We start from the raw sequence: 12,645 nt of genomic DNA, 5'->3' as shown, positions 1-12,645 counted from the left end.
AGGGGCGCTCGGCGTCTTGACCGATATCCGGCAGATTGGTATAGACCTCATGTTCACCGATCACCTCGCCACAGGAGCGCAAAATGTCGGACAACGGGCCGGTCCACGCCGAGCAAACGCTGGAGCACCTGCGAAGGATCGGCGCGCACAACGCCGCCAACCTGCGCACCGCCGCCGATCGGCTGTTCGCCGCCGTGCGGGCGGACGGCCTGGTCTTCACCGCCGGCGCGGGCCACTCGCTGGCGGGCGTGATGGAGTCCTTCTACCGGGCCGGCGGCCTGGCCGCGGTCCGGCCGCTGTACCACCCCGACCTGCTGCCGCTGCACGGCGCGGTGGCCAGCACCAAGACCGAACGCCGCAGCGGCCTGGCCGAAGAGGTGCTCACCGCAGCCGGATTCCGGGGTGGCGCGGATGCGCTCGTGGTGTTCTCCAACTCCGGGGTGAACCCGTATCCGGTGGAGCTGGCCAAACTGGCGCGCGCGGCCGGATCAGCGGTCGTCGCGATCACCTCGCCCGCCGCGAGCGCCGAAGCCCCCAAGCGCGCGGGCACAACGCTGGCCGAGCAAGCCGAAATCGTGCTGGACACCAAGGTGCCCGGCGGCGACGCCAGCTACCCACCGGCAGCCCCGGTGACCGCGCCGCTGTCCTCGCTGGCCAACGCGTTCCTGTGGAACATGCTGCTGGTGCAGATGTACAACCTGGCAGCCGCCGCGGGCGTCGAGCTGCCGGTCTGGCGCAGCTCGAACACCATCGGCGGCGACGAAGCCAACGCGGCCAACCTCGCGCACTACGGCGAACGGGTCCCGGGCCTGCACTGAACTACTCCGAGTCGAACCGATCGGCCAGTTCCACGATGCGGCGCAGCTGCGCGGCCCGTTCGGCCGCGAGCTGCTGCTCGGGATCGACCGCCTCGTCGGCCTGCACCAGCAGCGCCAGCGTCTCGCGGACTGCGCCGACCGGCGGTTGGCAGACCGCTTCGGCGAGCTGATCCACCGCCGCGTCGAGCCGATCGGGCTCGACGACGGAGTTCGCCAAACCGAGCCGCAGCGCCTCCTCGGCCTGAATTTCCCGACCGGTCAGGCAGATCTCCACCGCTTTCGCATATCCCACAGTCCTGACCAGTGGCAACGTACCGCCAAGATCCGGCACGAGACCCCACGAGGCCTCGGCCATCCGCAACCGGGCATCGGTGGTCAGCACGCGCAGATCACAGGCCAGCGCGAGTTGGAATCCAGCACCGACGGCATGCCCCTGCACCGCCGCGATGCTCACCCGATCGGGTTCCCGCAACCAACTGAAGCCCTGCTGGAACCCGGCGATCTCGGCATCGGCCTGTTCGGTCGGACGCCGGGCGAGGTCCCCCAGCCCAGGCGCCCCGTCCACCTCGGCGAATCCGAGCAGCCGACGATCCAGCCCGGCCGAGAACGACCGACCGGCGCCGCGCACCACCACCACCCGGACCTCCGCGCCGAGACGTCGTCCGATCTCCCGCAACGCCTGCCAGGTGTGCGGTGTCTGCGCGTTGAGCTTGTCCGGGCGGTTCAAGGTGATCGTGGCGCGCCGCCCGTGGATCGTGAGCCCCACACCGCCACGATCCAACAGGTCGGCGTCCACTATCGACTCCGCCAAGCGGACCTCCATTGCAGATCTGAACAGATCGCTGGAGTCGTGTTATGTCGAATGGAGGCGACCGGTGGCCGCCGTGCTCACTTCTTCTTCGAACGCGTCGCGCCCCCACGGCCACGCAGCTGAACGCCTGATTCGCTCAGGACGCGGTGCACGAACCCGTAGGATCGGCCAGTTGCCTCCGCCAAAGCGCGGATGCTCGCCCCCTTCTCGTACTTCTTTCTCAGGTCACTGGCAAGCTTGTCCCGCGCACTACCTGTGATGCGCGCGCCTTTCTTCAGCTCAGCCACGGTGTCCCCGCCTTCCCTCTGAGCAGGTCGGGCCTCGCGACCCCTGTCAGCGCAATGATCGAACAGGAAAGGCAGGAACGCCAGGCGATCATGGAAAAAAGATCGGCCAACGGTCGAGATGACCACGCGGCGATCACCGGAATGCACTAATCCATCCGTAGTAGCGCGCACCGCGAGCGCAACCACGGCTAGGCCAGTTGGACGAGGTCCAGATAATCATCCGACCAGTGGTCTTCGGTGCCGTCCGGCAGCAGGATGACCCGCTCCGGCTCAAGCGCCTGCACCGCACCTGGATCGTGCGTGACCAGCACCACCGCACCGGCGAAGTTGCGCAGCGCGTCCAACACCTGCTCGCGGCTGGCCGGGTCCAGGTTGTTGGTCGGCTCGTCCAGCAACAGCACGTTCGCCGCGCTGGAGACCAGGCCAGCCAGCGCGAGCCGGGTTTTTTCACCACCGGAGAGAGTGCCCGCGGGCTGCTGCAACTGCTCGCCCTGGAACAGGAACGCGCCGAGCAGCGTGCGCAGCTGCTGCTCACCGGTGTCCGGGGCGGCGCTGCGCACGTTCTCCCACACCGTCGCATCGTGGTCGAGGGTCTCGTGCTCCTGCGCGAAATACCCGATGCGCAGCCCGTGACCAGGCACGACCGCCCCGGAGTCGGCGTTCTCCATACCGCCGAGCAGCCGCAGCAGGGTGGTCTTGCCGGCACCGTTGAGGCCGAGCACCACGACCTTCGAGCCGCGGTCCACGGCGAGGTCCACGCCGCTGAAGATCTCCAGCGAGCCGTAGGACTTCGACAACCCGTCGGCGGTCAGCGGGGTGCGCCCGCACGGGGCGGGATCCGGGAAGCGGATCTTGGCGACCTTGTCCCGCACCTGTTCGGCCTCCGCGCTGGCCAGCAGTTTCTCCGCGCGGCGGGCCATGTTCTGGGCGGCGACCGCCTTGGTGGCCTTGGCCCGCATCTTGTCGGCCTGCGCCATCAGCGCCGAGGCCTTCTTCTCGGCGTTGGTGCGCTCGCGGCGGCGGCGCTTCTCGTCGGCCGCGCGGGCTTCCTGGTAGCGGCCCCAATCCATGTTGTACAGGTCGGCCTCGCCGCGGACGGCGTCCAGGAACCACACCTTGTTGACCACGGCGGCCAGCAGATCGACGTCGTGGCTGATGACCACCAGGCCGCCGTCGTGGGCCTTGAGGAAATCCCGCAGCCAGTTGATCGAGTCGGCGTCGAGGTGGTTGGTCGGCTCGTCGAGCAGCAGCGTGCTGGCCGACCGGCCGCCGGGCCCGGACTCGGAGGCGGCGAACAGGATCCGGGCCAGCTCGACGCGGCGGCGCTGACCACCGGAAAGCGTGCTCAACTGCTGGCCCAGCACCCGGTCGGGCAGGCCGAGGTTGCTGCAGATGCGCCCGGCCTCGCTCTCGGCGGCGTAGCCACCTCGGGCGGCGAAGCGCTCCTCCAGCCGACCGTAGCGGGCGATCGCCTTGTCCCGCGCCCGGTCGTCGACCAGCTCGGCCATCGCGGTCTGGGTCTTCTCCATGTCGCGCAGCAGCTGGTCCAGGCCGCGGGCGGAGAGCACCCGGTCCTTGGCGGTCACGGTGAGGTCGCCTTCGCGCGGGTCCTGCGGCAGGTAGCCGAGCTCACCGCTGCGGACCACGTCACCGGCGTAGGCCTGGCCTTCGCCAGCGAGCACGCGCAGCGTGGTCGTCTTGCCCGCGCCGTTGCGGCCTACCAGGCCGACCCGGTCGCCGGGCTGAACGCGCAGCGTCGCTCCGGAGAGCAGGATGCGGGACCCGGCGCGCAGTTCCAGGCCGGTGGCAGCTATCAAGGGAAACTCCGGGATCTAGTGGTCGAGCAGTTCCACGAACGCGCCCACCGGCCGGGACCGAGTGGGCGTAGAACACCGCTGAACAAGTCAAGGTTGAGAAGTCGCGGTGCTGGCGACAGCGCTAGCTGGCGGTTGGGGTGGCACGGGGAACCCGAACCACGAAACGCTTGCTGACCACGAATTCAGTGTAACGGGCGATGTCGAGCGATTTGATCGCGGATCGCATCACATCGGTCACACCCGATCGGCCTCGCGCACCTCGATCTCGACCGCGACCGCCCGCCGGGCGGCGTCGTCGAGCACCGCCCGACGCGGTTCGGGCACGTCGAGCACCCGCGCCTCGGCGCGGGCGAGCAGCTCCGCCAGCCTGCTGTCGGTCCGCAGCGCCTCCAACGCGTGCCTGTCCCCGCCGAGCACCACGGCGTCCAGCCGATCCCGCGCGGGCAGCAGCAGGCGGGCCACCGCGTCGGCGGCCGCGTCCAGCGAGCGCCGCGACTGGCCCGCGCGGCGCCGCGCGAAGCGCTGCTGCGACCAGCCGCCCGCTTTGTTGCGGCCGTGCACCAGGTGCCGGTCGGTCGCGGACTGCTCGACCTCGCCGCCGTAGGCGATGCCCACGCTGTGCGCGCCCAGGCGCACCAGCACCAGGCCGATCCGCCGCGGCCGGTTCACGTGCTCGACCAACGCGCGCACCGCCAGTCCCGGCTGCTCGCCGTGCGGCGGCGGCAGCGGCCCGAACGGCACGTCGACCGCCGCCGAAGCACCGTCGGCGGCATGCACCTCGACCCGTTGGGCCCGCACGACGGTGCGCGCCGCGCCGCCGTGGGACGCGGCGAAGCGGTCGAACCAGCCCGCCAGCCGTTCCGGGGCCACCTCGACCGCGCGCCCGCCGCCCGCGAGCTGGCGAATCCGGCTCACAGCACGAACGTGTCGTTCCACAGCTGCGTGGTCCGGCCCGAGAGGGCCTCCAGCAGCGCAGCGGCCTGATCATCGGTGAGCGAGGCCACGAAGTCGATCACGGCCCGGCCGCGCGCCATCCGCTCCAGGTGCTCGGCGCCGACCTGGGGCGACGCGCCCGGCACGACCAGCAGTTCCGGGGCGTCGCGGCGCAGCTGCGAGAACTCCGCGCGGGCCCGGTCGAACAGATCCCGCAACCGGTGCGGCAGGCGGGCGGCCTCGCTGCGGTCGATCAGCCAGTTGTCCAGCGCCTCGACGAGTTTGCTCAGCAGCCGGTCCTGGCCGCGCTGGTGCAGCGCGAGGTCCGGCCGTTGCAGCACGAACCGGCGGTGCACGAACTTCAGCACCTGCACCTCGTGCCACTGCTCGACGGCCAGCGCCACGTGCCCGGACCGGACGCTCGGGTGCTCGGCGACCTGGATGCCCTCCACCAGCCGCTGGGTCCACTCTCCGGAGAAGGCCGCAACGGCCTGCTCGGCCTGCTGGGATCGGTCGAAGGGCACTTCCAGCAGCTTGTTCACCAGGTTGGCGACCACCTTCTTGACCGCGCTGACGAACGCTTCGTCGTCGGCGATCCAGTCGTCCTTGGCGTGCAGGCGGCGGCGCAGCCGCTCCAGCGAACCGCCGGAGCGCAGCCCGTCATCGGCCAGGTCGGCGTCGCTGCGGGCGGCGAACTCGGCGACGTGCCCGAGCCACTCGGCCAGCTCGTGCGAGACGCTGGTGTGCTGCAGGATCCCGACGCGGTGGAAGTCCTCCAGGTCGTGGATCGCGTAGGCGATGTCGTCGGCGGTGTCCATGATCGACGCCTCGACGGTCTGCTGCCAGTCCGCCAGGCGACCCCGGAACGGCTCGCGGGCGTCGATCATGTCGTCGAGCTCGGTGCTGTAGCAGGAGAACTTGGCCGAGCCGGTGCCCGGCTGGTCCGCCGGCTCGGACGCGCCGCGCGGCGGCGTCGGCAGGTGCCTGGGGTGCGGTTGCGGGCGGGACAGCCGCGTCCACGGGTACTTCAGCAGCGCGGCCCGCACCGCGGCGGTCAGATCCAGGCCCTCGCCGTCGATGCCGCGCACGTCGATGCGGGTGACCACGCGGTAGGTCTGGGCGTTGCCCTCGAACCCGTCGGGCAGCGCGAACCGCTGCCGGGCCAGCCGGTCCAGCACGCTCTCGCCGAGGTGCCCGAACGGCGGGTGGCCGAGGTCGTGGCCGAGCCCGGCGGCCTCGACCACGTCCAGGTCGCAGCCGCCGAGCAGGTCCAACCGCGCCAGGTGGTCGGGATTGGCCATCAGCCGCTCGGTGATCGCCCGCGCGACCTGGGCGACCTTGAGGCTGTGGGTCAGCCGGTTGTGCAGCAGCAGGCCCGAGCCGCTGGGGCTGACGACCTGGGTCACGCCGCCGAGCCGGGCGAAGAACGCCGAGCTGGACACCCGGTCGCGGTCCGCCCGGAACGGGCTCGCGGCAAGATCACCAGGGGCTTTGCGGAGACCGGAGCGACCACTGCGCCGACCCGTCCGAGAAGGCTGCACATCTTGCATGGCCACACGTTAGCCGCCCGCGCGGCGATTTCTCCGGTCGCCGTGATCTGATGCTGTGGTGGATGTCGTTGTGGTAGGTGGCGGCCCGGCGGGTCGTGCGGCGGCGGCAGCCTGCAGCGACACGGGCCTGCGGGCCGCCCTGGTCGACCCGGCGCCGCGCCGCGTCTGGCCGCACACCTACGGGGCCTGGCTCGACGAACTTCCTCCGTCGGTGCCGTCGAGCGCACTGGCCTCGGTCCAGCGGCGGATGCTGGTGCACGGCACTGACCGGCACGAATGGCGCAGGCCGTACGCGGTGCTGGACAACACGGCGCTGTGGAAGCACTTCTGGCGCTCCGACGTCGTCGAGGTGACCGGCCGCGCGATGGCCGCCGAGCACGGGCCCACCGGATCGACGGTGGTGCTCAAGGACGGCCGCCGGATCGCCGCGGCGGTCGTGGTCGACGCGACCGGCCCGGTGCGGGCGCTCACCGGTGGCCGACCGGCGCACACCTCGGTGCAGCAGACCGCCGTCGGCTGGGTGGTCAGCGCCGCGGCCGCGGAACCGTTCTGCGGGCCGGACACCGGGGTGTTCATGGACTGGCGCCCGGCCCCGCAGACCCGCGGCGGCTGGCCGACCTTCCTCTACGCCGTCCACCTCGGTCCGGATCGGGTGCTGTTGGAGGAGACGTCGCTGGCGCGCCGCCCGGCGCTGCCGCTGGCGTTGCTGCGCAGGCGGCTGGTCGGTCGGCTGGACGCGGCCGGGCTGGGCGCTTCGGAGCGGCTCACCGAGGAGCGGGTGCGCTTCCCGGTGGACGATCCGCTGCCCCGGCCGGGTCGGGTGATCCCCTTCGGCGCGGCGGCGAGCTTCGTGCACCCGGCGACCGGCTTCAGCGTGGCGACGTCGCTGCACCGCGCGCCGTGGCTGGCGGCGGCGATCAGCGCCGCGCTCCCGTCCGGCCCGGCGGTCGCGGCCAGGGCAAGCTGGTCGATCCTGTGGCCGCCGAGCGCGGTGGCCGCGCACGTGCTGCGGCACCGGGCGCTGCGCGCCCTGCTGTCGCTGCCCCCGGACCTGGTGCCGGTCTTCTTCGAGGCGTTCTTCCGGCTGGACGAGCCGCACCGGCGGGAGTTCCTGGCCGCCGACGGCGGCAGCGCGGCCGGGACCGCGGCGGCGATGTCGGCGCTGTTCCGCAATGCGCCGTGGCGGATCCGCCGACGCCTGGTGCTGGGCGGTCTGTCGGTGGGGCGGCCGCCGGCCCGCCACGGGCTCGGCGGCGGTTGACGCGGTCGGACGCGAATTACGGAAATGTAATTGTGATTACCGTATTCACATCAGGTACGCCCACCGTGCACAGTGCAAACGGATTTGAACCGACAAATCCCTACAGACAGTAACGAAACTGCTCCGTTTCGCTGTGTCGATGGCCACAGGTTTCCCGTCCGGCTGATGTTCCCCCCTGTTCAGGCAGGCTAGGTTGGTCTGCGGGGAGTGAGCGGTCCTCCGCGAAGGAGGAGGAACACTGAGATGTCGGTGAACAGGTCGTGAACACCGTCGATGGAGCGGCATGAGTCCGGGCAACATCGACTCCGTGCTTGCGCTGGTTGACGAAGTGCGCTTCGCGTTCCAGCCGTTGATCAACATCAAGACCGGTGCCATCGTCGCGGTCGAGGCGTTGGCCCGGCCGGCGGGTGCGCATGTCCAGGACCTGTTCCGGGAGGCCGCCCGGCAGCGACGGCTGACCGAGCTGGACGTGGAACTCGCCGTGGCCGCGTTGAATTCGGCTGCGGAGCACGAGTCGCTGCTCCCCCTGCACCTGAACGTCTTCGGCGGCACGGTGACCCACGACATCGGCCGGTTCGACCTGGTGCGCAAGAAGCTCCGCGAGATCGGCCGCCGCGAGCAGGAGGTGACGCTGGAGATCGGCCCGCCGTTCGCGAAGCTGAACCGCAACCAGCTGCTCGCCGGGGTGGAGAAGCTGCGCGCCGACGGATTCCAGATCGCCCTGGACGGTGTGGGCGAGGGCGATGTGCCGCTGACCCTGGTCGCCGACATCGGGCCCGCCGTGGTGAAGCTGGACCGGGGCGTGGTGGCGGGCCTGCCGGACAGCTCGGCCCGGGTCGCGCTCGTGGAGTCGGTCCGCCACCTCTGCGAGTCGACCGAGAGCCAACTGGTGGCCGAAGGCGTGGAGAACGAGCGCCAGCTGACCGCGCTGCGCCACAACGGAATCCGCTTGGTGCAGGGCAACCTGCTGGCCCCGGCGGCCCGCCGTCCGCCGACGGCGAGCAGCGTCCCGGGCGTGGCCGCGGAGGTGACCGATCCGCACGTGCCGTCGATCAGCACCCTGGCCAGCGGGCCGCGGGTGACGGAGTTCCTGTCCCCGGCGACGATGCTGCCGATCGACGTCACCGCGGACAAGGTGCGCAGCGTGCTGGCCGACCACCCGGAGATCAGCGGCGTGGTGCTGGTCGACGAGCAGAACCGGCCGCAGTGGACCATCGACCGCAACCGGTTCCTGCTGGCGGTGACCGGCCCCTACGGGCACGCGCTGCACGCCAAGCGCCCGGCGTCGCGGCTGGCCGACGAGCCGCGGGTGGTCAACACCGCGACGACGGCGATCGAAGCGCTGAACATGGTGACCCGCTCGGACCAGTACCGGATGTACGACGACGCGATCGTGGTGGACGAGTCCGGCCGCTGCCTGGGGGCGGTCCGCGCCGGCGACCTGATCCGGGGCATGGCGGAGCTGAAGGTGGAGGAGGCGGCCGCGCTGAACCCGCTGACCCGGCTGCCGGGCAGCGACGCGATCGCTCGCGATGTGGCGCGCCGGATCGCCTCCGGTGAGATCTTCGCGGTGAGCTGGCTGGACATCGACGGCTTCAAGACGGTCAACGACTCGGCGGGCTTCTCGGCGGGCGACGACCTGATCCGCGCGATCGGCCGCAGCCTCACCGATGCGGCCGCGTCGTTGAGCTCGGTGCAGGTCGGGCACGTCGGCGGCGATGACTTCCTGCTGGTGGCCGACTTGGACGACCTGGTGGCGCTGGCCGAGATGGTGCTCGACCCGCCGCGCTCGGCGGGCGAACTCGACGTGAGCATGTCGCTGGCGACCCTGGTGTGCACGCAGAGCACGGTCGACAGCTACGACGAGGTGTCCCGCAAGTTGGCGCCGCTGAAGCAGCGCGCCAAGTCGCTGCACGGCTCCAGCTGGGTCATGTCGCGACCGGGTTCGGATCGCATCGAGGTGCTCCGCGGGTCGCGGCCGGGGGCTCCGCCAACACCGCCGACGGGTTTTCCGACCTACGACCCGGAACAGCTGCCCGGCCGCAACTGGTAATCACGGCACGAAACCGGATCGCCCCCGGATTGCCCGCCAACAGCGGAAATGCCGCGCGGACGGGTGTTTTTCGCGCCAATCACCCTTTTCGACGATTGCCCTGCCCGCCCGAGGTCACCCTAGGCTGGTGACCAGGCACCAGCTGACAACGTTGTCAAGCCGTGGGAGGGCAAGTGCCACCACACCACCGGCGCCGGATCACGGCCACCGGCGCGCTGCTGCTCACCGCGCTGACCGCGGCCGGGCTGCCCGCCGCCGCACAACCCGTCGACCCGGTCCAGGCGGTGAACACGTTCATCGGCACCAAGGACGAGGGCAACACCTTCCCCGGCGCGGCCGCGCCGTTCGGCATGACGCAGGTCAGCCCGATCGGTTCGCACTACGCGGGCTGGCACTACGACGACGCCCGGATCAAGGGGTTCGGCCACTCCTTCCTCTCCGGCGCGGGATGCTGGGAGCAGGGCGGGCTGATCACGACGCTGCCGACCACCGGCAGCATCGGCGCGGGAGCTGGCCACGACTTCGACATCAGCACACCGTCCACTTTCGACCACGAGACCTACGCCGCGGCCGCCACGCACGAAGGCGAGGTCGGCGATGCGGGCTACTACCGCACCCGGCTGACCGACTACGGCGGTATCGACGTCGAGGCGACCGCGGACACCAGGATCGGCGTCGAGCGCTACACCTTCGACAGCGGCGACCCCGCGCACCTGTTCCTCAACGTCGGCCAGGCCAACGAGCGCAACCCGGTCAAGGCCAGCGGGCTGGAGGTCGTCGACGACCGGACGGTGCGAGGTTGGGTGCGCAGCAAGGGCTTCTGCGGCGGCCGGGATTACACGCTGTGGTTCACCACGCGCTTCGACCGGCCGCTGAGCTCGTTCGGCACCTGGCAGCCCGACGGCGGGCAGTTCGAGCGCAGGTCCGTCTCCGGCGGTGCAGGCCTGCGCGGCGCGTGGCTGACCTTCGCCGACCGCCAGGTCACCGCGACAACGGCAATATCCTATGTGGACTCCAACGGCGCGGACGCCAACCTAGCGGCCGAAGGCGCCGACGGCGCGCGGCTGCTCGGCTTCGACGCGGTGCGCCAGCGCACCCAAGATCGCTGGGGCCGGGAGCTCGACCGGATCCGGGTCTCCGGCGGAACTCCGGACGACACCGCGGTGTTCTACACCTCCCTCTACCACGTGCTGCTGCAGCCGCTGACCGCCACCGACACGGACGGCCGTTACCGGGGGTTCGACGAGCGGATCCACCGCGCCGACGGCTGGACCTACTACCAGTACTTCTCGCTGTGGGACACCTACCGGACGCAGAACCAGCTGCTGGCGCTGCTGGTTCCCGACCGCGCCCGCGACATCGCCCGAAGCGTGCTGACCGTCCACGAGCAGGGCGGCTGGCTGCCGAGGTGGGCCTACGCCAACTTCGAGACCAACACCATGACCGGCGACCCGGTCACGCCGTTCCTGGTGGACCTGTGGCGGTTCGGCGCGCTGGGCGGGCGCGAGCAGCAGGCCTACCAGGCGTTGTGGCGCAATGCCACCGAAGTCCCGCCAGCGCAGTCGCCGTTCGAGGGCCGCGCGGGCAATACGTCTTACCTGGCACGGGGTTTCGTGCAGTACGACCCGAACTTCCCGAAGAAGGGCCAGGACGTCGACCCGGCGCACGGCGGTTCGGCGACGATGGAGTACGCGTTGGCGGACTGCTCGCTGTCGTTGCTGGCCAGGGCGCTGGGCCGCACCGATGACGCCGCCGCGCTGGCCGGGCGCGGCCGGTCGTGGCGCAACGTCTGGGATCCGCAGGTGGCCGATCCGCAGCGGGGCTTCACCGGATTCCCCCGGCCCCGGGGCGCCGACGGCTCCTGGTTCCAGCCGTACGAACCGATCTCGGACAAGGGTTTCCACGAGGGCACCGCGTGGCAGTACCAGTGGCTCGTGCAGCAGGACGTGCCAGGACTGCTCGATGCGGTCGGCGGCGCGGACCAGGCCGGTCGGCGGCTGGACACCTTCTTCGCCTACGACCTGCTGGTGCGGGATCCCGCCCGCACCGCGCGGGAGGAGTGGGTGATCGACCCGTACGACTACTACGGGCAGTTCCGCTACAACCCCAACAACGAACCCGACCTGCACGCGCCGTGGATGTACTCGCTGGTCGGCCAACCGGCGAAGACCTCGGCGGTGGTGCGCGCCCAGCAAACCCTGTTCACCGGCGCCCCGGACGGGGTGACCGGCAACGACGACCTGGGCACCATGTCGGCGTGGTACGTCTTCAGCGCGCTGGGCCTGTACCCGACAACACCCGGCACCGGCCAGTTCGTGCTGAACGCGCCGCGGTTCACCAGCGCCGTCGTGGAACTGCCCGGCGGGGCACCGCTGACGATCGGCGCGCCGGGTGCCGACGGCGCGAAGTTGCAGTACATCGACGAAGTCCGGGTCGCCGGTGTCCCGCAGGAGCGGGTGTGGGTGGATCTGGAGCGGCTGCGGGTGGGCGGCACGATCGAACACCGCCTCGCCGACCAACCCACCGACTGGGCCACCGGTCCCGACGCCGCACCGGTTTCCCCTTGCGCGGCAACCTGATCGTCAAACTCCGCCGCGGCGAGCACCCGACCCGGCCGGGCAGAAACCAGCAATTCCGTCACGCATAAGCGATCCACCGCCCGCAGGCGATGACCCCGACCCACACCACCAGCGACACGGCCCCGGCAGCCACCGCGGGCAGGGGCGTGTCGCCGACCTCCCACTCGCCGACCCGCCGGTAGACGCCGAAGTGGAACACCGCGATGTTCGCCCCGGCGACGGCGAGCAGCGCGACCTTGAGCTGGAAGGCGGGATTGGCGGCCAGGCTGACCGCGCTGCTGCTGAACAGGAGCAGCCCGCTGCAAACCGCCACGGAGAACCCGATCCGCGAGGCGGGCAGCAGGAGCCCGGCGACCGTGCGCACGGGTAGCGAACTGGCGACCCCGAGCAACCGCAGGTCGAACCCGGCCGCGGCACCGACCAGCACGGCGAGCCCGGCCAAGTGCACGACTTCCAGCACCGGATACGCGAAGCCGCCCCCGACGAACTGGGCGATCGGGCTGCCCTGGACCAGCGTCAACAGATCGTCGAGCAAG

The 12,645-nt window shown here is 71.0% G+C and carries 10 protein-coding genes; 4 read left to right on the top strand and 6 right to left on the bottom strand.

Going from position 1 to position 12,645, the window contains the following annotated elements:
• Window positions 1-83 precede the first annotated feature (83 nt).
• Window positions 84-818, top strand: a complete 735-nt coding sequence (locus ACTWQN_RS07370; RefSeq protein WP_443202579.1) for a sugar isomerase domain-containing protein — start codon at window positions 84-86, stop codon at window positions 816-818.
• A 1-nt stretch (window position 819) separates the two neighbouring features.
• Here the strand turns inward: ACTWQN_RS07370 and ACTWQN_RS07365 are convergent, their stop codons facing one another.
• The 5 genes from ACTWQN_RS07365 to ACTWQN_RS07345 all read right to left on the bottom strand — a co-directional run bounded on the left by ACTWQN_RS07365 (window position 820) and on the right by ACTWQN_RS07345 (window position 6,216).
• Window positions 820-1,629: an enoyl-CoA hydratase/isomerase family protein gene (locus ACTWQN_RS07365; protein ID WP_443202578.1), complete on the bottom strand. Its 810-nt coding sequence runs from the start codon at window positions 1,627-1,629 to the stop codon at window positions 820-822.
• Window positions 1,630-1,706: 77 nt separating this feature from the next.
• Window positions 1,707-1,916, bottom strand: coding sequence for a helix-turn-helix domain-containing protein (locus tag ACTWQN_RS07360; protein WP_010310662.1), 210 nt, complete (start codon window positions 1,914-1,916; stop codon window positions 1,707-1,709).
• A gap of 188 nt (window positions 1,917-2,104) precedes the next feature.
• A complete protein-coding gene (locus tag ACTWQN_RS07355) occupies window positions 2,105-3,733 on the bottom strand; it encodes an ABC-F family ATP-binding cassette domain-containing protein (RefSeq protein WP_443202577.1) in 1,629 nt (542 codons plus the stop codon).
• A 234-nt stretch (window positions 3,734-3,967) separates the two neighbouring features.
• The gene (locus ACTWQN_RS07350; RefSeq protein ID WP_443202576.1) at window positions 3,968-4,648 is read right to left on the bottom strand and encodes an acVLRF1 family peptidyl-tRNA hydrolase; all 681 of its coding nucleotides are present in this window, start codon (window positions 4,646-4,648) and stop codon (window positions 3,968-3,970) included.
• Window positions 4,645-6,216 carry a deoxyguanosinetriphosphate triphosphohydrolase family protein gene (locus ACTWQN_RS07345; RefSeq protein ID WP_443202575.1) on the bottom strand — a complete coding sequence of 524 codons (1,572 nt, stop codon included), beginning with the start codon at window positions 6,214-6,216 and terminating at the stop codon, window positions 4,645-4,647. Before ACTWQN_RS07345 ends, ACTWQN_RS07350 begins: the two co-directional genes overlap by 4 nt.
• A 55-nt stretch (window positions 6,217-6,271) precedes the next feature.
• Between ACTWQN_RS07345 and ACTWQN_RS07340 the strand changes: the two genes are divergently transcribed.
• The 3 genes from ACTWQN_RS07340 to ACTWQN_RS07330 all read left to right on the top strand — a co-directional run bounded on the left by ACTWQN_RS07340 (window position 6,272) and on the right by ACTWQN_RS07330 (window position 12,109).
• A complete protein-coding gene (locus ACTWQN_RS07340) occupies window positions 6,272-7,477 on the top strand; it encodes a lycopene cyclase family protein (RefSeq protein WP_443202574.1) in 1,206 nt (401 codons plus the stop codon).
• 283 nt (window positions 7,478-7,760) lie between these two features.
• A complete protein-coding gene (locus ACTWQN_RS07335; protein WP_443202573.1) occupies window positions 7,761-9,530 on the top strand; it encodes a GGDEF domain-containing protein in 1,770 nt (589 codons plus the stop codon).
• Window positions 9,531-9,703: 173 nt separating this feature from the next.
• Complete coding sequence (locus ACTWQN_RS07330) at window positions 9,704-12,109, top strand: GH92 family glycosyl hydrolase (protein ID WP_443202572.1); 2,406 nt, start codon at window positions 9,704-9,706, stop codon at window positions 12,107-12,109.
• 58 nt (window positions 12,110-12,167) lie between these two features.
• Here ACTWQN_RS07330 and ACTWQN_RS07325 read toward each other — a convergent pair whose 3' ends face one another.
• Window positions 12,168-12,644 carry a DUF6644 family protein gene (locus ACTWQN_RS07325; protein ID WP_443202571.1) on the bottom strand — a complete coding sequence of 159 codons (477 nt, stop codon included), beginning with the start codon at window positions 12,642-12,644 and terminating at the stop codon, window positions 12,168-12,170.
• Window position 12,645: the final 1 nt, after the last annotated feature.

Source organism: Saccharopolyspora antiqui (genome assembly GCF_052246905.1).
In the GTDB taxonomy this organism is placed as follows: domain Bacteria; phylum Actinomycetota; class Actinomycetes; order Mycobacteriales; family Pseudonocardiaceae; genus Saccharopolyspora.
Note: the sequence above shows the minus strand (reverse complement) of the source record. Positions and strands in the feature narration are given on the sequence as shown.